Annotated in this window: 20 protein-coding genes, 2 tRNA genes and 2 pseudogenes; 12 read left to right on the plus strand and 12 right to left on the minus strand. The window is 54.5% G+C overall.

All coding sequences use genetic code 11. From position 1 onward, the window contains the following. The first annotated feature begins 15 nt into the window (after nt 1–15). Together M3G15_RS14535 and M3G15_RS14540 are read left to right on the plus strand one after the other, a co-directional pair. Nucleotides 16–100, plus strand: a tRNA-Leu gene (locus tag M3G15_RS14535). A gap of 317 nt (nt 101–417) precedes the next feature. Beyond that, nucleotides 418–621 carry a hypothetical protein gene (locus M3G15_RS14540; RefSeq protein WP_009222835.1) on the plus strand — a complete coding sequence of 68 codons (204 nt, stop codon included), beginning with the start codon at nt 418–420 and terminating at the stop codon, nt 619–621. 63 nt (nt 622–684) lie between these two features. Here the strand turns inward: M3G15_RS14540 and M3G15_RS14545 are convergent, their stop codons facing one another. Further along, nucleotides 685–1,470 carry a lipase family protein gene (locus tag M3G15_RS14545; RefSeq protein WP_260071344.1) on the minus strand — a complete coding sequence of 262 codons (786 nt, stop codon included), beginning with the start codon at nt 1,468–1,470 and terminating at the stop codon, nt 685–687. A gap of 133 nt (nt 1,471–1,603) precedes the next feature. Between M3G15_RS14545 and M3G15_RS14550 the strand changes: the two genes are divergently transcribed. Beyond that, on the plus strand, nt 1,604–1,798 hold the full coding sequence (locus M3G15_RS14550; protein WP_260071345.1) for a hypothetical protein: 195 nt from the start codon (nt 1,604–1,606) through the stop codon (nt 1,796–1,798). A 411-nt stretch (nt 1,799–2,209) separates the two neighbouring features. On the opposite strand, the gene M3G15_RS14555 is transcribed toward M3G15_RS14550, so the two are convergent. Then, entirely contained in the window at nt 2,210–2,401 is a 192-nt protein-coding gene (locus tag M3G15_RS14555; RefSeq protein ID WP_260071346.1) for a hypothetical protein, read from the minus strand. Nucleotides 2,402–2,504: 103 nt separating this feature from the next. Here M3G15_RS14555 and M3G15_RS14560 point away from each other — a divergent pair. Continuing rightward, a pseudogene (locus tag M3G15_RS14560) lies at nt 2,505–2,927 on the plus strand (carbohydrate ABC transporter permease); the annotation flags it as partial. Further along, nucleotides 2,920–3,747 carry a carbohydrate ABC transporter permease gene (locus M3G15_RS14565; protein ID WP_260071347.1) on the plus strand — a complete coding sequence of 276 codons (828 nt, stop codon included), beginning with the start codon at nt 2,920–2,922 and terminating at the stop codon, nt 3,745–3,747. The pseudogene M3G15_RS14560 and the gene M3G15_RS14565, both read left to right, overlap by 8 nt. A gap of 14 nt (nt 3,748–3,761) precedes the next feature. On the opposite strand, the gene melA is transcribed toward M3G15_RS14565, so the two are convergent. Beyond that, nucleotides 3,762–5,060 (minus strand): alpha-glucosidase/alpha-galactosidase, encoded by a 1,299-nt coding sequence (gene melA, locus M3G15_RS14570; protein WP_260071348.1) that lies wholly within the window; start codon nt 5,058–5,060, stop codon nt 3,762–3,764. A gap of 155 nt (nt 5,061–5,215) precedes the next feature. Here melA and M3G15_RS14575 point away from each other — a divergent pair, with 155 nt between their 5' ends. Then, nucleotides 5,216–6,076 carry an AraC family transcriptional regulator gene (locus M3G15_RS14575; RefSeq protein WP_260071349.1) on the plus strand — a complete coding sequence of 287 codons (861 nt, stop codon included), beginning with the start codon at nt 5,216–5,218 and terminating at the stop codon, nt 6,074–6,076. Nucleotides 6,077–6,137: 61 nt separating this feature from the next. On the opposite strand, the gene M3G15_RS14580 is transcribed toward M3G15_RS14575, so the two are convergent. Next, entirely contained in the window at nt 6,138–7,328 is a 1,191-nt protein-coding gene (locus tag M3G15_RS14580; protein ID WP_260071350.1) for an ROK family protein, read from the minus strand. Nucleotides 7,329–7,522: 194 nt separating this feature from the next. Here M3G15_RS14580 and M3G15_RS14585 point away from each other — a divergent pair. Next, nucleotides 7,523–7,607: transfer RNA gene (locus M3G15_RS14585), tRNA-Leu, on the plus strand. A 57-nt stretch (nt 7,608–7,664) separates the two neighbouring features. On the opposite strand, the gene M3G15_RS14590 is transcribed toward M3G15_RS14585, so the two are convergent. Both M3G15_RS14590 and M3G15_RS14595 read right to left on the minus strand, forming a co-directional pair. Further along, entirely contained in the window at nt 7,665–8,567 is a 903-nt protein-coding gene (locus M3G15_RS14590; protein ID WP_260071351.1) for a D-isomer specific 2-hydroxyacid dehydrogenase family protein, read from the minus strand. Between the two features lie 117 nt (nt 8,568–8,684). Continuing rightward, nucleotides 8,685–9,179, minus strand: a complete 495-nt coding sequence (locus M3G15_RS14595) for a hypothetical protein (protein ID WP_260071352.1) — start codon at nt 9,177–9,179, stop codon at nt 8,685–8,687. Between the two features lie 239 nt (nt 9,180–9,418). On the opposite strand from M3G15_RS14595, the pseudogene M3G15_RS14600 reads away from it, so the two are divergent. The 3 genes and pseudogenes from M3G15_RS14600 to M3G15_RS14610 all read left to right on the plus strand — a co-directional run. Further along, nucleotides 9,419–9,976, plus strand: a pseudogene (locus M3G15_RS14600) (LysR family transcriptional regulator substrate-binding protein); the annotation flags it as partial. A 156-nt stretch (nt 9,977–10,132) separates the two neighbouring features. Beyond that, nucleotides 10,133–10,657: a putative ABC transporter permease gene (locus M3G15_RS14605; RefSeq protein ID WP_009222850.1), complete on the plus strand. Its 525-nt coding sequence runs from the start codon at nt 10,133–10,135 to the stop codon at nt 10,655–10,657. 33 nt (nt 10,658–10,690) lie between these two features. Next, nucleotides 10,691–11,614, plus strand: coding sequence for a divergent polysaccharide deacetylase family protein (locus M3G15_RS14610; RefSeq protein WP_260071353.1), 924 nt, complete (start codon nt 10,691–10,693; stop codon nt 11,612–11,614). On the opposite strand, the gene M3G15_RS14615 is transcribed toward M3G15_RS14610, so the two are convergent. Then, the gene (locus M3G15_RS14615; RefSeq protein ID WP_397376630.1) at nt 11,601–12,311 is read right to left on the minus strand and encodes an N-acetylmuramoyl-L-alanine amidase family protein; all 711 of its coding nucleotides are present in this window, start codon (nt 12,309–12,311) and stop codon (nt 11,601–11,603) included. The two genes, M3G15_RS14610 and M3G15_RS14615, sit on opposite strands and share 14 nt — an antisense overlap. A gap of 161 nt (nt 12,312–12,472) precedes the next feature. Between M3G15_RS14615 and M3G15_RS14620 the strand changes: the two genes are divergently transcribed. Beyond that, the gene (locus M3G15_RS14620) at nt 12,473–12,700 is read left to right on the plus strand and encodes a YqzE family protein (protein WP_009222853.1); all 228 of its coding nucleotides are present in this window, start codon (nt 12,473–12,475) and stop codon (nt 12,698–12,700) included. 156 nt (nt 12,701–12,856) lie between these two features. On the opposite strand, the gene M3G15_RS14625 is transcribed toward M3G15_RS14620, so the two are convergent. Next, nucleotides 12,857–14,353, minus strand: a complete 1,497-nt coding sequence (locus tag M3G15_RS14625) for an aminotransferase-like domain-containing protein (RefSeq protein ID WP_009222854.1) — start codon at nt 14,351–14,353, stop codon at nt 12,857–12,859. A gap of 133 nt (nt 14,354–14,486) precedes the next feature. On the opposite strand from M3G15_RS14625, the gene M3G15_RS14630 reads away from it, so the two are divergent. Then, entirely contained in the window at nt 14,487–15,443 is a 957-nt protein-coding gene (locus tag M3G15_RS14630) for a DMT family transporter (RefSeq protein ID WP_009222855.1), read from the plus strand. 288 nt (nt 15,444–15,731) lie between these two features. On the opposite strand, the gene M3G15_RS14635 is transcribed toward M3G15_RS14630, so the two are convergent. From M3G15_RS14635 to M3G15_RS14650, 4 genes are all read right to left on the minus strand, one after another. Further along, nucleotides 15,732–16,793, minus strand: a complete 1,062-nt coding sequence (locus M3G15_RS14635) for a hypothetical protein (protein WP_260071355.1) — start codon at nt 16,791–16,793, stop codon at nt 15,732–15,734. Nucleotides 16,794–16,958: 165 nt separating this feature from the next. After that, on the minus strand, nt 16,959–17,918 hold the full coding sequence (locus M3G15_RS14640; protein ID WP_016312661.1) for a YqhG family protein: 960 nt from the start codon (nt 17,916–17,918) through the stop codon (nt 16,959–16,961). A 6-nt stretch (nt 17,919–17,924) separates the two neighbouring features. Further along, a complete protein-coding gene (locus tag M3G15_RS14645; protein ID WP_085169781.1) occupies nt 17,925–19,703 on the minus strand; it encodes a DEAD/DEAH box helicase in 1,779 nt (592 codons plus the stop codon). 229 nt (nt 19,704–19,932) lie between these two features. Further along, on the minus strand, nt 19,933–20,979 hold the full coding sequence (locus tag M3G15_RS14650) for a 2,3-butanediol dehydrogenase (protein WP_260071356.1): 1,047 nt from the start codon (nt 20,977–20,979) through the stop codon (nt 19,933–19,935). Between the last annotated feature and the right edge of the window lie 455 nt (nt 20,980–21,434).

Genomic DNA, 21,434 nt, shown 5'->3' on the forward strand with positions numbered 1-21,434 from the left:
GAGAGGTAACACTAAGCGGTCGTGGCGGAATTGGCAGACGCGCACGGTTCAGGTCCGTGTGGGCTAACCCCCCGTGGAGGTTCGAGTCCTCTCGACCGCATTCGTTCAACTGTAAGAAGCTCTTGAATTCTCCTGTAGAATTTAAGAGCTTTTTTGCATACTAGGCATGAACAGCGGATCTGCCCCTTTCGGTCCGTTCTTTTGCAGCCTGATCCCGTTGGATCAGAGGGGAAGAAGAACCAAGGTGAGCATTCTGATCGAAAGGGATAATCATTCAAGAAGTGCGGGCAGGAGACCAACGATCCAAGCGAGGTGAGGCCGAATTGTTCCGAGTGGCGGTTTGTGATGATGAAGAGCGGCAGCGTGAGCAGATCAAGCAAATGTTGCTTACGTTAATCCGGGAGCTTCAGCATCTGGATGAGCAAATCATCGAAGATCACCATTCAACCGAGCGGCCAGGCAAGATGGTTTAACATTCAGCCTTCCTTGGCCGGGCGGACGATTACCGTGAACACGGAAGGAAGCGGCGGCTTCATCGTATATGACGAACAAGGGTTGATGGTTCACTCGTCGATCATTAGTAAGCAGCCTTCCATGAAACTGCCGGCCGGCGGGAAATAACCTTATTGAACTCAAAAGCCGCTAGCCGGGCATATGTTGCCGGGCAGCGGCTTTTTTCAGCGCTTAGGAGGGTTCCGGGCAGAAGGCAGGGTTTACGGTGGATAAATATTGTGCGTAACCCGGATCAAGCCTAGCCAATTCGGCAAAATAGCTGCCGATCCCATGATTGGTAGATAATGAAGTATCGGCGAAGTACAAGGGGTAAGAGGCGGGGACATGTCGGTAGTAGTAGGTTTTCGCTTGTTTGGGCAGCTTGAACACAGTCGGAGGGATGTGGGTCACCGCATCAAATTCGTTATGAATTCGGTAACTGTTCGGGACGTACTGAGTAAAAGCTTGAACGAAATCCGGGTCTCCAACGCGGGGAGAACCAAACGTAAACAGGATGGGAACCCGGTTCGTATTGGCGGCGATATCCATGGCACATAGCGTAGCTAAAGCGGCCCCGAGGCTGTGACCGGTGAGATATAACGTTTTGTCCTCTGGCAGCCAGCGCAGCGCCGAGTGAATCTGGCGGCGGGCCGATGCATAAATCCCGGTAAATCCCCGGTGCGTGCTGCCGGCATCCTTGGCCCATTTGAATTTCTGCTGGGTTGCGATGGCATCGGCGATCCAATTGGAGGCCGAGCTTGTTCCCCGGAAAGCGATGATGATCTCATCCGGCGAATGCCAAATAAATCCGAAGCGTTCCCATACTCCGATCAAAGATTTCGCTTCAAGCGTATCGTACAGCGCATAGGGAGGCGGAAGGACAAATGAACCGTCCGGATTTTTGAATTGCGCATAGGTCTGGCTGCACACTGCGGCTAAGAACATCGCGCGCTGGACTTGATTCTGGTTAAGTTCCATATTCCACCCTCCCTGCGTCTTCCTGATTTCAAATATATTAAGCGCAAGGAAGGAAGATGCTATAGTACGCCATTGACCCGGTCTTATATAATAGGGACGACGACTCCTATAGGAAGGTAAGGGTGGCAGTATGGTGTGGTTAATTCTAGTCATTATTCTAATCTTGGCATTTGGTTTGATCGCGACGATAAGGATCGGGCAATCGCAAAGCAACCGGGAGGAAAATCCGCGTTATACCCAACAAACGGGCCGAAATTGGCTCCGGCTGGGCGTGATGTACGCCATCGGCGTGCTGGCGGTTGTGCTGGTCTTAATCCTGTTTATTTAGAGGCGGAATACGCCGTGAATTATCGGCTGAACCTGCGGTGACGTTGAAGCGGCGGGATTTCGCCGTTTCAACTTTTTATGTAACCGCTGTCATCAGAAGTGAACATTCATGGTGGAGGGGCTTGCGACAGGGCTGGAAAGCCGATTACGCGAACTGTCAGTTCCGGTGCGGTTCCAAAGTATTTTTACCGGGGACAAAAGGTTGCTGATGCTGCTGAATTTTTCCGGTGCGTACAGCCAGGAAGTGATCGAGGCGATTCGCGAGTACGCGCGGAACAAGGCGGAGGCAATGCCGGAGACAACGTGGGTTATCGGCGGCGAATTTACAGAGCTGAGCGACTTGGGGAAAGTGTATCGGGATGATTGGCAGAAGCTGCTGGGCTTTCGGTTTTATTTTCCGGGGAAAACCGTCCTACAGGCGGATGAGCTGCCTCCGGCTCGCGCGCTTCCTGCGTTCGACATGAAGGAACTGCTGTCCGGACTGAAGCGGGGGCAGGCGGAGGAAGTATTCGCGAGATTGCGGGAGCTCGCCGCCGAAGCGGCCGGCAGTTACTTGCAAACGCCTTTTGAATTCAAATCGTTCCTGGGGAACGCTGTCTTCCATGTCACCATTGCCACCTTGGAGCTTCACTGTGAAGCGAAGGAACTGGACGGATTAAAATACGCTTATTTCAAAGCGATCGATGAAGCCCGGGATGCCGCCGGTCCCGTTCTGGGCGAAGGTGACGATCATTATCGCTATTACTTGGCGGTGGACCGGATACAACATGATTTTTTACCTGTCGGGGATTCAAAATATCGAGCCAACGATTTACGAAGCGGCCAAAATCGACGGGGCGTCGGCGGTTACACAGTTTTTCCGAATTACGATTCCGCTCCTGAAGCCGATTATTTTATTTACCTCGATCACCTCGACGATCGGCACGCTGCAGCTGTTCGACGAAGTGATGAACATTACGCAGGGCGGACCCGGGAATGCCAGTTCTACGATCTCGCAATACATTTACAATCTATCGTTTAAATACTCGGCGAATTTCGGGTATGCGGCAACGGTGTCGTATTCCATCGTAGTGATGATCGTTCTCTTATCCATCATCCAGTTTAAAGTGGCAGGTGATCGCGATGCTTAGGGCGGCCAAACGAATTTCCATGTACGTATTCCTTGCCGTAGCGGCGTTTGTCTCGATTTTTCCGTTTCTATGGATTATTGTGAGCTCGACAAACCCGTCGGTGGACGTCACCCGGGGCAAGCTGCTGCCGGGCTCCCATTTTGGGGCAAACCTGCGCAACCTGCTGGATTCCGTTGATATCCTAAATGCGCTTAAGAATTCGCTGGCCGTCTCCGTCTCCACGACGCTGCTCGCCCTGCTGATCGCTTCACTGGCGGGTTATGGCTTCGAGATTTACCGCAGCAAAGCGAAGGACATGGTATTTAACGTGCTGCTGCTGTCGATGATGCTGCCTTTTGCGGCTTTGATGGTGCCGCTCTACCGCATGTTCGGCCGAATTACCAATCTATTGCCCTTGATCGGTATCGACACGCTGGCCGCGGTTGTGCTGCCGACGATGACGACAGCGTTTCTGATCTTCTTCTTCCGCCAGAGCACCAAGATGTTCCCGAAGGAGCTGCTGGAAGCGGGCCGGATCGACGGTTTATCCGAGCTGGGGATGTTCTTCCGCGTTTATGTGCCTACGATGAAGACAACGTATGCGGCAGCGGCGATTATCACGTTTATGAGCAGCTGGAACAACTATATGTGGCCGCTGATCGTGCTGCAAACACCTCAGAAGCAGACGGTGCCGCAGCTGATCTCCACGCTGGGTTCCAGCTATTCACCGGATTACGGGCTGATCATGCTGGCGATTGTCATTTCGACGCTCCCGACGGCCATTGTTTTCTTCGTGATGCAGAAGCATTTTGTGGCCGGGATGATCGGGTCGGTGAAATAATGAGGGGCTCGCCATTAATGATAAGTTGGCAGCCAATCCCCATGCGCTTCGATCAAGTCATCACACATCGCGATAATATCGTCGATGGACAGCTCAGCGGACGTGTGGGGATCCAGCATGGCGGCATGGTAGATATGCTCCTTCTTGCGGGTGATCGCCGCCTCGATCGTCAAGAGCTGGGTATTGATGTTCGTCCGGTTTAAGGCAGCGCATTGCGGCGGCAGATTTCCAACATAGGTAGGAGTTACGCCGCTGGCATCCACGAGGCAGGGAACTTCCACGCAGGCTTCGGCCGGGAGATTCGGAATCAGCCCCGTATTCATGACGTTGCCGCCGATTTTGAACGGGACATTGGTTTCAATGGCTTCCATGATGTACGAAGCATATTCGTGCGTGCGCTCATGCGTCAGTTCCCGGTTGCCGACGAGCTCCTCGCGCATGCGCTCCCAATTCGAGATTTGCTCGACGCAACGGCGCGGGTATTCATCCAGCGGAATTTGAAAACGTTCGATTAGTTCAGGATAGTTCCGTTTGATGAAGTAAGGATGATATTCGGCGTTATGCTCGGATGATTCCGTAACGTAGTATCCAAATTTCAGCATCAATTCGAACCGAACCATATCATGATGCGGCTGTTTTTGCTTCTGTGCCGCAAGGCGTTTGATTTCGGGATAGAGGTCAACGCCGTCCCGGGTAACTTCGAGCAGCCAAGCCATATGGTTGATGCCCGCGATTTTCGCCTGAACACCTGTAGCGTCCAGCCCCAGGCTGCTGAACAATCCTGGCACGCAAACCTGCACGCTGTGGCAGAGACCAACGGTACGGACCTGTCCATACGTATTCATGACGTTGGTTAGCACAGCCATCGGGTTCGTGTAGTTGAGGAATAAGGCGTCCGGGCAAACTTCACGGATATCCGCGGCAAAGTCCAGCATGACAGGAATCGTCCGCAGGTTGCGGAAAATGCCGCCGATCCCCACTGTATCGGCGATCGTTTGGCGCAGCCCGTATTTCTTCGGAATCTCAAAATCCGTAATCGTACACGGATCGTATCCGCCGACCTGGATGGCGTTGATCACGTATTTCGCGCCTCTCAGCGCTTCCTTCCGGTCGGTGAAGGCTTTCACGACGCATGTGCTGCCGCTGCTGTGCTTCAGATTGTTTAGCATGTTCTCCGAATCTTTGAGGCGCTGCAGGTCGATATCGTACAAAGCCAGCTCGAAGCCCTGCAACGCGGGAGTCAACATGCAATCGCCTAACACGTTTTTGGCGAATACCGTACTTCCAGCCCCGATAAATGTAATTTTGGACATGTTAGATCTCCTCCTTTTTCCTCCTCAATATAGCTCTCCACCTGAAAGAAAGGTATGGAGGAATGAAAGGGAAGTATGGAGGAATGTTGTATTTTGGCCTGCCATCCCTTACGCTAGGGAGAGCAGGCCATTATGCTTTCAGGAGGTTGTGGTGATTGATTCCCGAGCACGACTTGTTTGAAGTCCATATGAACCCTGATGACCGGGAGCGGGACATCACGGTCTTGTTTAGCGGACAAGGGCGGCCGCACCCGAACCATCGCATCGGGCCGTCCGTGCATGACTATTTTTTGCTGCATACGGTGTTTGAAGGGAAGGGGACGTATACCTGGGGAGGACAGGAATATTCTTGCCGGACGGGGGATACCTTTGTCATTTTTCCAGAGGGATTGTTCACTTACGAGGCGGATTCCCTAGATCCGTGGCATTACGCATGGGTTGCGTTAAGAGGACCGGGGGTCCTTCGGCAGCTGGCGGATGTCGGCATTACGCCGGATAAACCGGTGGTTAGCTCCGGGGAGCCGGAGGAATTACGGGAGCTTTACGCTCGCCTGCGATCATCGTTCCGCCAAAGCGATCACCCGCATTTGGAAAGCCTCGAGGCGGCAGGCTGGGTGACGCTGCTGCTTCATCATTTTGGGGTTGCGAACCGGGAACACCTGCCTCGTTCCGCTGCGAAGGAGCCGGCAATGATCGACCGGCAGGTGGAGCAGGCGATCCGTTGGTTCCAGCTGCAATATCCGCAGCAAATCGGCATTGAAGAGCTGGCGCGCAATTTAGGGTACCATCGGGCCCATCTGTTCAGCGCCTTCAAGGCCCGGACAGGACTGTCGCCGAAGCAGTATTTAACGAAGGTAAGGATCGAAAAAGCGAAGGAGCTGCTCGCCGGCCCGTTAACCATCGACCAAATCGCTTCCTCTGTTGGTTTTAACGATGCCTTGTACTTCTCGCGGCAGTTTAAGAAATCCACGGGTATGTCCCCTAGTGAATATCGCAGCGGGAACGGGAGGGGATGAGAGGGCAAGCGCTCTAAATACATAAAAGGCGTTGTGCGAACAACGCCTTTTGGGTTTAGCTTTATTCACCTGACCAACGCTGCAGCACCATCAGCGCGGCTCCCGTGGCTACGGCGGATTCAGTCAGCTGCCCTTGGGTAAAGAGCGGATTGTACTCGGGGTAATGGTAGGCATTTTGCTTGGCGACCTCAACCGCGGTATCGAAGACGAGCGGGTGGGCGCTGATCAGAGGGCCGCCTAGCACAACGTATTCGGGGTGCAAAGCATTAATCAAATTGGCCAATCCGGTTCCGAGGCAAACGGCCGTTTCCTGAAATTGTTCCTTAACCAGCGGATCATCCTGCGACAGAGCGTCCACAAGGGTGGCGAAGTTGATCTGCTCCGGGGCTAGGCCGGACAACACGCTGCTGCGGCCGGCTTTCAGCTCTGCACGTACCCGATCTTCCAGCGCAGGTACGGACACAAAAGCTTCCAACGCGCCGGAGTTGCCTTTATTGCGGAGCTTTGGCCCATTCATCTGAATGATCATTTGCCCAATCGCTCCCTCGGTATCGGCGGCGCCCCGGAGAATCCGGCCTTCCGACATGGCGGCTGAACGGATATTTACGCCAACATGCACATAAAGGGCATGCCGGATTGTATCCGAGCGCAGCGCCCAGTGTTCGCCGATCAGCGCTGTGTTGGCGCCGTTGTCAAGCTTGGCGGGGATTCCGAGCCTTTCTTCAAGCATGGCACAGATCGGGACATGGCTCCAGTAAGATGCGGGGAACCACTCCGGTTCGAGGATGATGCCGTTTTGGTGATCCAGCGGGCCCACCGCCCCGATGCCGAGACCCAGAACGTCGGCGGATGTGATGCCGTGCTCTTGAAGAAACGTCTTGGCGGTGTCGGCAACAAGGTCAGACAGCACCTCCGGCGTCATGTGTTCGTCCATTTTCCAGCGGGCCCGCGACAACGGGGTCAAATGCATGTCATACAATCCGAGGACCGAGTAAATTCGGGAAATCTCCAGCCCCAAGATATACCGATACTTCGGATTGGTCTGGAACAGGATCGGCTTGCGGCCGCCGGTCGAGTTCCCCAGCCCGGAGATGACGAGCAGCCCCCGGGAGGTCATCTCCTCCAGGAACCGCGTCATGCTGCTGGGGGTGAGCGGAAATTCGTTCATTAAATCGGCTTTGGAGACGGTGCCGAGAAATGCAATTCGATCATAAATCTGCTTCTTAATTGAAGGATTGGAATGAGTCAACATCGATAAAGGTCTCCATTTCCAAGTTCATACATCGGGATATTTTCAAGTATCAAGTATAAAGGGAGTTAGAGCTTAATACCAGCCCCTCTGAACTATCATCTGCATGTTGGACTAGGTATTTTTTGTTGACTCTTTAAAAAATAAGTGATAATATAAATTCTGTTGCTGCAAACGATGCATCAACCCATATATATGCGGTCGTGGCGGAATTGGCAGACGCGCACGGTTCAGGTCCGTGTGGGCTAACCCCCCGTGGAGGTTCGAGTCCTCTCGACCGCATCTTATAAAGAACAGCCTCGCAAACTCGCTCTTCGGAGCGGTTGGGAGGCTGTTTTTTCATGGGTTCGTGCTAAGATACCCCGTTAGATTGTCCAGTACTTTATAGGATAACCGTCCCCTTGCTTCCCGGGTGAAACCCGATACTTTCGCGGTATAGATGATTTGGGGGTAGCGGTGAAGCTCAGCTTTGAACTCCCCGGCACCGTCCGCGTCAAAAATCGCATAGTTTCCGCTCGCTTGGACCCATTCCCGAAAGGCAGCGGCATCAAATGGTGCACCCAGAGAGGTATTCACCAAAATTTTACCATGCCCCAAAGCGGCGAATTCTTCGGGCCCAAGGAGCTGGGTGTTTCTAGGCAAATGCATGGAGATGATTTCTGAGGTTTGCAGCAGATCGTGAAGCGGAGCATATGCATACCCTGCCTGCTCGCAATCCGGTTTGCGGCTCCGGCTGAAATATTGGACTTGCATGCCGAAGGCGGAAGCCCGATGCGCTAAAATTTTGCCGGTCGCGCCCATCCCGATGATCCCCAGCTTGCGCTGCTGCAGCTCAATCGGTTCACTTTGCCATTGGTGCGGGCCCAAGCCTTTGAGCAAACGGATGAGCTCGCTCAAAATGAATTCGGCAACCCCTTCATCGCCGTAATCCCGGACGCCACGAACCTCGATGCCGCGGGCCCTTGCCGCAGGGATATCGACGTTGGCCGACCGCTCATCATACAGGCTGCAGCACATTCCGATATATCGAATCGCAGGGCTCTTTGCGATCACCTCATCATCGATTCTCGTTCTCCAGGATACCAAGACACAATCCGCTCCTTGGATCCTTTCCATTAACTCGTCTTTGCTTTGCGGATCGTGGTCAAACCGGAGGATGGGCTGTTTCGAGTGCTTTTGCAATTCCTCGAAGGCCCAGGCTTCGAGCCCAACGTTGTCCGCGCATACAATTTGGTTAAACATGATTTCTACTAAAACCTCCCTGATCCAGCAGCTTACGCACGTCACATGCTTGTTTTCTACTATATCACGAAGTGACGGTTTCTCGCTGAACCCTCCAGTAGAAACGCCATAAGGACCTTATTCCGGGAGGGTTTCCAGCAGTAGTTCAGCCAGTCGGCACCCCTTGGAAAGCAGGTCGGTTGCATCAAACGGGGAGGGGCCAATCGGCGGAAACCAGTCTTCTTGCTCCGCAAGCGTTCGCGGGTTTGGAACGCCATCCGGTTTGGCGGCGTCAGCTGGATCCCAAGGAACAGACCCCGCTTTCTCGACGAGGGGCCATACTTGCGAATCCCCGCTCATCGAGATGTATCTTACCATCGCCGCCGCTTCTGTCATGTGACGCAACAGACCGGCTGCCTCCTCGCTGAAACCGGAAACGACAAGCAAACGCAAGGCAAGCAGCGAGTTATGAAACCGGGTTAATCCCTGCAAGTAGGCATACGCCTTTACGTTCTGCGGCACCGGCAGCTCCAGCAGCGCCTCCTCCAACCGATCGGCTGATTGGTCCAAGAGCTGGAGCCATGCGGCGTGGCGCTGTTCCATTTCAGCGATCGTCTCCTCGTAACCATACATCGGTTCTTCACCTCGATTGTTCCGATTCATTATCTGAAGATACTTTAATCGATGAAATGCATTTCAGGTCAACCCTTTATTGGCGGAAAAAAGAGAAGGGTGAAGTGAACGATGGAGGCGGCTAAATAAGTGCGGAAAAAGGGTTGTTCCGTCAAGCTGCTGCGAAAGGGCTTATTCCTTCCAAGGCGAATGATGGATGCAGTCGCAGAAGTTAGTCCGTTTAAAGTGAATTTTACCCGCGGCATCCCCGCTTGCACCTCAAACTGCTGGGGGTCGAAGACGTCGTCGAATACTTGGTATCGGGGGAGGCGGACTTTGCCGTGACGATCCTGCAGGAGGAAGACGAACGGTTTGCGGTCATTCCTCTCTATAATGAAGAATTCTATTTCGTCGCTTCGCCGGATCATCCGCTCGCCGGGCAATCCTCCGTCGATTTCAAGCGGATTGCGCAAGAGCCGGTGGTGATGTTTCCCGAGACGCATCGCTGCCGCCAACTGGTTGATGCGGCTTGTGCAATCAAGGGGTTTACGCTGCACCCCCACATCGAAACAACCACCATCGATTCCTTGCTGCAGCTAGTCCGTTCCGGCGCAGGCGTAACGATCCTGTCCAAGACGCTGTTGGAAATGTACGATTTGGAAAAATTATGCCTCCTTCCGCTGCGGAATCCTTCTTTGACCCGGAAGGTAGGGATCGTGTACCTGAAGGATAAATACCTTGGTGCGGCGGCACGGGAATTTATTACGCTAATTCAAGAACGGGTCCAGACGTTGAAGAAGATCCAGGTGCAGGGCTGATGGGAAGAGAGCCGACCCCTGGGGAGAGAAGTCTGATTTAAGGCTTCACTCTACGGGGGTCTTTTTTTATAGGTTGGATCAAGCTCAGGTAAGGGCGGCGTAGCGCATGTTTCCGGACAGGGACAGTCATACTAGCAGAAAGGAGGCTGGTGTGGATTGACGGCGGGAGAAATCGCTTTTTACTTTCTGCTGTATGCGTTATTTGGCTGGCTGCTCGAAAATGTGTACAACCTTTTTACGCAAGGCGAGTTCTGGAAGGAAGGTTTTATGAAAGGACCGTTTAAGCCGATGTACGGCGTTGCCCCAGTTCTGTTGCTGTGGCTTGTCCAGGAGGGTGGAGGACACCGGCTACTGCTTACCGGATTGCTGTGCTTAATCATCCCCACCGTAGTGGAAGGAGTTAGCGGCTGCTTGCTGCTGATGTTGTTTGGTCGGAGATGGTGGGATTATTCGGGGTTGCGCTTCCAGCTTGGCGGCCATATTTGTCTGAAGTTTTCGTTGTATTGGGGCGTTCTGTCGGTATTCACGCTGAAAGTGGTGCACCCGCTGGCGGAACAGGCCTATCGAAGCGTTTCTCCTGTATGGCCGGTGGTTGGGCCGGCGCTACTATTGTTATTTGCCATTGATCTGGCGTGGACCTGTCTTACGCGGCGAAGAGAATATCGCGGGAGCTTGATCTAGCCCATCGTTGCTTAAGAGAAAGGAGGAAGCCTCATGTCCTATTTCAAAAAACTGGTTCGACGGATCCCAATACTGGCTGCCGGTGGTCTTGCCGCGCTGTTGCTAACGGCCTCGATTAGCGGACAAGCCGCGCCGACAGCAAATAATTTAGCAGAGAACCCGGGCACGGAATCAAGTGAACTGAAGTCAGAAACACAAGATCATAAGGCCGCCCTCAAACCGCGATCCGCTTCCCACAAGGTGGCGGTGATTATCGACGATTTAGGGAACGGGATGGCCGGTACAGAGGAAATCCTCAACCTGCCGATCAAATTAACCGTGGCGGTCATGCCATTCCTGGAAACGACGCAGGAGGATGCCCGGCGGGCGCATGAGTACGGGCACGACGTGATCATTCATATGCCGATGGAGCCCAAGCAAGGGAAGGCGGAATGGTTGGGACCTGGGGCGATCCTCTCCAGCATGACAGACGAGGAGATCCGGCAAAGGGTTGAAGCCGCGATTGACCAAGTTCCCTATGCCATCGGGATGAACAATCATATGGGCTCGAAGGTGACTGAGGACGAGCGGGTGATGTCGGTGATTTTGGAGGTATGCCGCGAGCGGGGGTTATTTTTCATTGACAGCAAAACGAACTCTCGGTCCGTTGTTCCCCGCTTAAGCGAGAAGATGGGGCTGCCCCGGCTGGAAAACGATATTTTTCTGGACGATGTAGGCAGCGAAGCGCATGTTACGAAACAACTGCGGCAGGTCCTGAACATCCTAAATAAAGGTAAGCGCAATAGCTGCGTAACGATCGGGCATGTAGGGGTACAGGGTAAGAAAACCGCGGCCGCCTTGAAAAAGAACATCCCAATTTTACAGGCTGAAGGTGTCCAATTCATCGGGACGAGTGAGCTGGTCTGGGAACAAATTAGTCCCAGCCTTCAGCTGGGACCGGGGTTTACATTACCGTAAAGTATTCGGCGATGCCGCGATACAATGCTTCGGCAATCTTCTGTTGACCGCGTCTGTTCGTGAGGATAGCGCGGTCTTCCTCGTTGCTGAGGAAGCCCATCTCTACAATTACAGCCGGACAATCGATATGGTTCAATAAATAAAACGGCTTGCCAAGCTCCGGGGTTCGGGAAACGTCCAGCTGGTAAAACCGCTCCAGCGACCGTTGAATCGAAGCGGCTAGTATGGCGCTGCGTCCTTCATTATGATGGAGCACAAGCGGTCCGCGTTTGGCCGGACTCCGTCCCCAGTTGACATGCAGGCTGACGACGATCGAAGCGGGCAACTGTTCGCTAAGTTCCTTGCGCTGCGCCAAATCCCGCAGGTGCCGCGAGCGGCTTGGAAGCCAGCGGTTGTCGTCGCTTAAGGCGTAATCACCAGTCCGGTTGAGAATCGCGCGGTAGCCGTGGCTTCGGAGGACGACGTAAAGCCGACGCCCGATTTCGAGATTGATGTCCTTTTCGAGATATTGTTTATAAGACGTGCCGCCGTCGATTCCGCCGTGGCCGGCATCGATCAGAATCACCGGCTCGGGGAAGGCATGCCTGAGGTCGTTGCCTTCATCCGCCGCGGCCGGAGCGATGCCGCTTCCCAAGGCAATGGAGACCGTCAACGTTAGCGTTAACAGGCATCGTATCATTTTTCCCATTTGTCTCACCTTTCAGGAGATACTTCCTCTATAGAGTGAACCTGCGGCGGGGAAATCATGCATTCCGCGGCTGCGGTCATACGTCTGGGGATTTGCGGGTTTAAGGTGGAGGGAATCGGCGCAAACTAGGGCTAACGAAGAACGACAATGCGAGAAAGGAGCTTATCTCCATGGCCAAAGGTGACGAATTGGTCAAATATATCACCGAACGGGTAGTAGATTACGTGGAAACCCCGCGGGAAATCCGCCGCGAGCGGTCGAAGGCGAAGGAACCGTGGAGCCGGCGCTGGTTCGGCATGATCCCGTCCTCCATCTCCCTGTGGGCCGGGCAGCTTCCCAAGCCAAAGAAGAAAGAAGCCCAGAGAAAAGAACAGGCTTCTCACTCACGGAAAGTTTGAGTAAGCCGAAGCTGAACCCGGTTATTGATGACAGCCGCCTTCTGTCCCGAAAGGGAGAGGGCGGCTGTTTTTAGATGCGCTTGGGAGCCGGGGATATTCTTTCTTTGTCATTGCCATCGTCATCTTCGCCTTCGTGCCCATTTGCCCTGCACCAACTCATCCCCCTCGCGCCAACTCATCCGCTAACTGGACCAACAGGTGAACGCCTTCACGAATTTGTGCCTCATTCTTAAACGAAAAGCTGAGTCGGATCCGGTCATCCATTTCCCCCAAGGGATCACAAATCGTTCCGGGGACGAACGTCAACCCGCGGCGGACGCCCTCGGTGAGCAGTTGATTGGAGCTTAAGCCTTCAGGAAGGCGGACCCACAAGTTTAATCCGCCTTGCGGACGGTACCACTGCCATCCGGTGCCGGCGGCAAGCGCTTGCTCCATCACGTCCCGGCGAATCTGCAGCGCCGTCCGAAGCTTCTCCAGGTGCTGCTGGAGCCGCTCGGACTCGAAGCAGTGCTGGAACAGCTTCTGGTTGACCAGCGGCGTGCCGTTGTCGGCCAGCGATTTGGCCGTCAGCAGCGGGGCCATTACCGCCGCGCGAGCGGCAACGGCGCATATGCGCAGCCCCGGCGCCAGGTATTTGCTGAAGGTGCGCAGGTATACAACCCAGCCTTCCGTATCGTAGGAATAGAGCGGCGGGGGAGGCGGCGCATCGAAATAAACGTCATGAACCGCGTCGTCCTCGACGATCAGGCAGCCGTAGCGCTCGGCCAGCTCCACCAGCCGCTTGCGTTGGCTGGCCGGCACGATAAATCCCGTCGGATTATGAAATGTAGGATTCATATAAAACATCCGGGGTTTATGGCGCTTCATATAACCCTCAACAAGGTCGAGGTCATATCCGTCCCGATGAATCTCCACAGGGAGGAGACGCGCGCCCCGCTGACGGAAGCAATCGAGCGCCGAGCTGTAGGTTGGGCGTTCCACCAACACATAATCCATCGGACGAAGAAAAACGCCAGCCAGCAGGTCGATCGCTTGCTGGCCGCCGGTCGTGATCAGCAGCTCGTCGCAGGAGACTTGAAGCTTATCTTTTCGCTGCATATCCGCACAGAGCAGTTCCCGCAGCTCCTCGTCCCCCTGGACGGAGGAATAGGTGCCCAGCAGCTTAGGATAACGGTCGAACACCTGCTTCACGTGGTCTGACAGGAACAGATTCGGCAGCAGGTTCGGGTCGATGAGCGCTTGGGAGAAAGAGTAGACCGCTGGGATCTGGTGAATCTCGCTTAAGGTATTCTGCAGATGACCGGTCCCGTGCCGAGCTAGAGCGTTAAACGTTGTTCCGCCTGCTCCGCCGGTGGTCAGGTTGGAACGGGTGTTGCTCGCATCCTCGGGTTCGGCGGAATCAGTATACGGTCGGCCTCCGGACACGTAATAACCGGATTTTTCCTTGACGTAAATGTATCCTTGCTCCTTCAGCAGCCCGTAGGCCCGGAAGACGGTTAACCGGTGAAGCTGCAGCTCGCCCGCTAACTCACGCACGGAGGGCAGCTTATCGTGCGCCTTCCAATCCCCCCGATGAATCCGGTCCAGGATATACTTATACACTTGCGTATACCGAATCCTCCCAGGCTCTGCCGGCTTTGGCCTTATGTTCATCGCCATCTCTCCTTCGCTTTGTGGCGTGAGTCTATTTTATCCGTAAAGCCCGAGTATCTGTTCTATGATGAGTCATCTGTTCTGTCCTCTTTCCTGTATGATACATTTCAACAGCTGAAAGGGGAAGATTTCCATGATTGTGGTCAACTATTTGATCGTATGTCTCGTATTTGGCACGACGTTTTTAGCGATAAAAATCGGGGTAGATCATGCGGCGCCTCCGTTTTTCTCCGCGGGGATCCGCTTCTTCGCGGCCGGGGCGATTCTGTTTCTGTGGATGGTTTGGAGAAAAAAAGCGGAGTGGACCCTGCTGCTGCGCAAGGAAATGCTGGTGACGGGAGCTTTGCTGACCTTCGGGACGTTTGCGTTACTTTATTGGGCGGAGCAATACGTCACGTCCGGCGTCGCTGCGGTATTATCGGCTACAGGGCCGCTGATGATCCTGCTGCTGCAGATGATGGTGCTGCGGCAAAAAGCGACGGGACGCGCCGTCCTGGGCATCATGATCGGTTTGGCCGGGGTCATGCTGCTGGTGCTGCCCAACATGGTGTCGGTACAGGCCGGACCCCGCTGGGTAATCGGTTGCGCGGCGATTTTGACCGGGGAAGTAATGTATTCGATCGGCGCTCTGTATACCAAACGAGTCACTGAGAATTTTGCAGCGGTGTCGCCGATTGCGCTGAACGCCGCACAAATGATTTACGGCGGCTTGCTGCTGTTCCTCCTGTCGGGCTTCACCGAGCGGGTGACGGCGGGGGACCTGCTAGAGCCGACTGCCTTAGGCTCGCTGTTATATTTAACCGTGGTGGGTTCGATGGTGGGGCACAGCTTGTTTTACTGGCTGGTGGCCAAGACCAACCCGGTGTTTCCGTCAACTTGGCTGTACGTATCGCCGCTGATTGCGATGACGATTGGCGTATTGTTTTACGGAGAAACGGCCGGATGGTTTGCGGTGTTGGGCGGGGTCGCGATTATCGCCGGCACGGTGTTGACCAATCTGGACAGCTTGCGCCAGCTGCTCAGCCGACCGGCACGATTGACGGCGCAGGCCGCCGCAGAGGGAGGTACGGGTTCGGCGGCGGGTTCATAGGGTCCGCCGGAGGTATTTGCCCGGAGAAAGCTGCAAAAGTGCAGTTTTTTTCGGGGAAATCCTGATTTTTCAGCGAAAGCCTGCAAAACTGCAGTTATTTTTCGCGAATTGGGGCAAATGGAGGATTTGGGGGCAAAAAGCCTGCACTTTTGCAGTTATTTTAGATAAAACGGCGATTCCGTCTCAAAAAACTGTATTTTTGCAGGAATCGCCTGAAAGGGTACGCGTGATTAAGCCAAAAAGAGCACTGCCAGCTAAGGGCAGTGCTCTTCTCTATAGGTTCAGCAGCTAGAAAGTGACGAATTTACCGCTGGCCATCAAGGCATCCAGCGCGATCAGCCGGAGGGTGGTGTCGGTGCCGGTGACAACGTAGACGGCCTCGGTTTCGGCCCCGGCTTCTGCCGATGGTGCGGTTGGCGCCTCGGACAAGCTGTCGCTCTTCCAAATTTGATAGCCGTAGACCGGCAAAGGAAAGGAATAAGTGCGTTCGGCTCCGGAAGCCGCATAGACGAGCTTCTGGCTCGCTGTTAATTTACCGGTGAAGGCGTCAGGCTTCAGCGTCAAAGGCTTGGCCGTCATCCATCGCAGATTGTCGTAAGGATCGAAGCGGGATGACGTATAGACCATAGGGGCGGGCGATAGGGAATCGCGGCTGCCGGCGGCCAGCCGCGGCGGCGCATAGCCGCCCGCCTGCTTGTCCCAGCTGCCCGTCGTCTCGGGCAGCCATTCGCCGTCGGCGGCATTGACGTAGCCGGGTTCACCGCCCTCGGGCAGGTGAACCCTCCACGCGGCCAATGCCGGGCCGGCGTAGAGCGGGACGGCGGTCACGCGTCCCGCAGCGGCTGCGCCGAGGCCGCTCTGCCGCAGGGCGGCCTCGAGCAGCGCCGGGTCGAATACGGAATAAGCGCCCATTCCGTATTCGACCAGTTTGTAATCTCCGCTCTCTGTCGCGGAGATGATGAGGTAGCCGCGCGGCGTTCCAGCCGCACCGCCGGCGGCTACGGTGACGAGCCAGCTGTGCGTGCCCGGTCCCAGCGGCTCGATGGCGGCGCCGGCGCCAGCCCAAGCCGTAAACGGCTCGGACTGGGCCAGCTTGTCGATGGCCTCGGCGGCAAAGCGCCGCAGCGCCTCCGGCGCTGGCGTATCCGCCGTGGCCCGCATCGTCGCCAGCGCGACCGTCCCCGTCCACGCGCCGGCCGCGCTGCCTGTGCCTTCGGCGGCCGCTGCGCCCAGGCCGCCAAGCCCTCCCACTGTGCTGGCTGCACTATATAAGATGCTTGCGCATAAGAGAATTTTGCATGTAATCGATCGTTTCTTCAGGTTGGTTCGGGAATAACGCGGTTGCAGCATGAGATCGCCTCCCTGGCAATTCGTTTGGCACCTTGGCCATTAAATTTCGATTGCTTGTCCATTGTACCGAAGCCGGTCCAAAAAGGATGTTACAACCTGTCGCGCGGCTGGTCTGCCAACCGCTTCTATTTTTGCGGTCTTTTAGCGAGATCCGTCTATTTGTCGTTACCTCGGCGAACGCAGATGAAAGATGCCGCAGCCCATGGCGGATACGACAATTCTCGGCTCATATTGCCAGCGGATTTCCTCCCGTCTCGCTTCATATTGCTCCGTTGCGCCTTGCGCCCGCTCGGGTTCAGGATCTTTGATCAAATCCTTGTAATAGGCGTCGATCAATGCCAACTCATCGCTCAGCCGTTCGCGCGCTTCCTTCGCCCAGCTGTCGTCATAGGCCTGGATCCGTTCGGTCAGACGCTGTTCCAATGCCAGCCGACCGGCATCCAAGGACAGGCGGGTAGGCTCGATATGGATATTCTCTGGCAATCGGGGAACCAGCGGCTTGCCTGCGATTCGCGACTGAAACGATTCATCGACCGTACCAGACTGCAAGGATACCCCGTAAAAATGGAGCTCCTCCCGCTTCATATCACAGCAGAACTCCACCTTAAAGCAAACCCCGAGCCACGGCTCATAGGCGGCGGGCAGCAGGGCGGTTCGCTGCCGTGGTCCCGGCTCCTCGAACAAGTACACGTAGCGGCCGCCTTTTCGTGCCGCCTCAAAAATCTGTTTGAGCCGCGGGCTGCCAAACGCCAGCTCTTCGCGCTGAATCCGTCCGGGGCCAAGCACCGGCAGCGGCCGGACCGCGCCAAAGTAACGCCCCAGCAGGGTGTCCTCCTGGGCGGTTTCCATCGGTTGCCCGGCGTTCGCCTGCTCTTGAGCTGCTTTCGCTTTCTCAGCCGCTTGATGCGCCTCCGGGTCAAAAATAAACGAAAACGACATCGTTTCCGGCTCCGCTCCGGTCCGATCGATGAACCCCCAATAATAAGGGCGGTTCGTCAAATCGCGGTCGGCGCGGGGGGAGAGCTTCACCGTGACGTGATGGGGCGATTTTTCGAGAAACTGGCATTCCGTCGCTTCCAAATAAGTCATCACAAAATCGCGAATCTGCTCTCGGGTCATGGACATAACCGTTTAACCTCCCAAGAGCTGCTGCAGGCCACCGCTGTCCCCGCGGTCTTCGGCTTCTGCATCCAGCTCGGATTTAATCGTATCGAACTTGCGTCCCAGCGAATCGACGCGGCTGGCGATTTCCTCATCGCTGCCGGATTCCAGAATGATTTGGTAGAGGCTTTTTTCCAGGGAATGCTGCTTCTCGAACCGTTCCAATATCACATCCAGGTGGCCGATGACCATTTCGAACATATTGATCTTCTCATGCAGCAAGTGAAGGATGTGTTCTTCAATCGTGCCTTTGGTGGACAGGTTATAAATATGGACGTCATTGGTTTGCCCCAAACGATGGACGCGGCCAATCCGCTGCTCCACACGCATCGGGTTCCACGGCAAGTCGAAGTTGATCATCTGGTGGCAAAACTGCAGATTGATCCCTTCGCCGCCCGCTTCAGTAGCGATCATGACCTGAGCGCGGCCGCGGAACAGGTCCATCATCCAGTCTTTTTTGCCGCGATTCATTCCGCCCCGATACGGCACCGCCGTCATCCCGCGCTCGCGGAAGTATTTCAGCAAATACTCCTGCGTCGCACGATACTCGGTGAACACGATCACCTTGTCGTTCATCTCGCGGATTAGCTCCATTGCTTTCTCCGCTTTGCTATTGGCCTTGATCTGACGGATCAGGTCGACGAGATCCCATATCCGGTCGCGGATCGGGGAGTCTGGAGCGAGCTTCTTCGACAAGTTCACCAGCGTAACAAATACGGCGTCGCGGCTGCTGCACACCTCGCGCTGCAAGGTGACAAGGGACAGCATGCTGTTCAGGTCGCCGCCGTTGGCCTGATATTGGTCTTTGACAAAGGAAGTGACCCCATCATACAGATTCTTCTCCTCAGGGGATAACTCCACATCGATGTTGCGGACGATCCGCTTGGTGAATTCCAACTCTCCGTCGCCGCGCCGGTTACGGATCATGACCTTGGCCAGCTCATCCTTCAGCTGCTCCTCATTCTTCGGCAGCCGCTTGTCAACGACGAAATTGGCGGCAAACTCGCTTTGACCGCCCAGTTGTCCCGGCTTCAGGAGCGTGATCAAGTTGAACAGCTCGCCGAGGTCGTTTTGCACCGGGGTGGCGGTGAGGAGCAGGCAATATTTTTTTCGCAGCTGCAGCATGAACTGGTAATTTGACGTTTTCTTGTTTTTCAACTTATGGGCTTCGTCCACGATCACCAGATCGTATTCGTTGTTGAGCAGAATGTTCTTATGTGGGTCGCGCTTTGCCGTGTCCATGGACGCGACCACTACGTCGTTGTGCCAGGAATGCTCCTTCTTCTGGGCAACGGCTGGAATGCCGAACTTCTGGTTCAGCTCCCGAACCCATTGCAGCACCAAGGAGGCGGGCACCAGGATCAACGCCTTTTTCACTAATCCGCGCACGATATATTCTTTTAAAATTAAACCTGCTTCGATCGTCTTCCCCAGTCCCACCTCGTCAGCCAAAATGGCCCGTCCACGCATCTCGAACAAGACTTTGCGGGCAGTTTCCGTCTGATGGGGCAGCGGGGTGACATTGTTCAGATGCTTTAAGCACTGCATTTCCTCAAAGCTGGTCACAAGCGAAGCGGTTTCGGCCTCAAGGGCAAGGTTAAACAGCTTCCAATCGTCCCAGGGGCCGCCCTTTTGATGCCGGGTCTCCAGTTCGTTGAACCAGCTTCGGTCGAAGTCGATGGGAATCGGGGCGTGCAGGTCTGGCGACGCGGCCGGGTGGGGGGAAGGGCCGGAGGGATGTGGATTCATAGTGTAAAACCTCCCTTTCGGTGCGTAATTATCAGCTCGATTACGGTGAGAAGAAATCCGAATCAGGCAGCTCTTGTGCTTAAATTGCAGACGTAGGTGTAGTATGGACGAAAAGGAAGGAGTTCATAACTTTGGAAGGGCAGGAGGGGAGGCGGGATGCTAACTTTCTGATATGTAAAAAAGCCGGTCAGGGATTATCTCCCTGACCGGCGAATTTCTGTGTACTATTTTACTCTGCTTTCACCAGGATCTTGATTTGGTTCCGCTCTTTGAGGAGTCCTTCAAAGCCTTCATCGATGGCTTGGTCCAGCTTAATGCGCTTCGTCACCAGCTTGTCCGCCGAGAAGTACCCTTGAGCCATCAAGCTGATTACCGCCGGGAAGACATCGCGATAGCCGATAATGCCGTTCACGGTGCGTTCCTTCATGACGATGTTTTGCGGATGGAGGGAAGCTTCCTTCTCGAAAATGCTGACGATCATCGTTTCGCCGCCAATTTTGGTGGATTGGATCGCTTGGGTGAGCACAGGAGAAACTCCGGTTACTTCATAGGCGACATCCACACCGCCTTGAGTGCGTTTGTGAATTTCCTCAACGGCATCGTATTCTTTTGGATCAATGACAATGGCGCCAAGCTCGGCAGCTTTCTGTTTCCGTTCCTCGGACAGCTCGACTGCATAGATTTCCGATGCGCCTGAAGCCTTCAGCGCTTCGATCACGAGCAGACCAATTGGCCCGATGCCAAACACAGCGGCTTTATCGCCTACTTTCAATTCACTGGAGCGAACAGCGTGAAGAGCTACAGCGGATGGCTCGACCAGAGCGCCTTGCTCGAAAGATACTGAATCCGGGATTTTATGCAGCATTTGTTCCGGTACATTAGCATATTCGGAGAATCCGCCGCCTCCGCCCGCCAGGCCGAAGAAGCCCATTTTATCGCAAAGATTATATTTCCCTTGTTTACAAGCCTCGCAGGTTCCGCAAGCATAAATCGGTTCAATGACAACGCGATCGCCGACAGCTACGCGGGTGACGCCTTCGCCAACCTCAACCACTTGTCCGGAAAATTCATGTCCCATGACGATTGGCGCTTTATCTCCGCTGAGCGGGTGGGTTTCCAGCGGAATGAATATCGGGCCAGCTACATATTCATGCAGATCACTGCCGCAAATGCCGCACCATTCCACCTTGATTTTCGCTTTACCCGGTTCCGCCTTCGGCTCCTCGATGTTCTCCAGTCTTAGGTCCTTGACGCCATGCCATCTTAACGCTTTCACTTGAACTCATCTCCTCGTAAATTATGAACCTCATATACTAGGTTACTCCTTTTTCGCGGAGTGGCATCGATCAATTGTTAAAATTATGTTAATTCAAATTCAATTAAACTTAGGAGATGTTTCCCTGGTTTCTTGGAAATGGTTACAAAGCGGTTTCATAGTTTTGAGTCTGAAAAATAGAGAGAATGGAAGGAAACGGGGGGTTGGGCCAGATGAAATCGGATTAAAGCCTAAAATTTCACTCTGAACTGCTATGACAACGAGATATTGTATAGTATAATGGTATTCGCACACAATATATTGTGATTCATACATATGATATTACCGTTTACAGGGTGTGTGCCGCGGTGATCAAGTGGGCAGATTCCGGCTTGATACAGCGTTTTTTTTCGTTTTTTTGCCTAATTTTCACTTCAGGAAACGAGGCGAATGACCGATTAATTAATGGATACTCT

The organism is Paenibacillus sp. p3-SID1389, assembly GCF_025151705.1.
In the GTDB taxonomy this organism is placed as follows: Bacteria; Bacillota; Bacilli; order Paenibacillales; family Paenibacillaceae; genus Fontibacillus; species Fontibacillus phoenicis.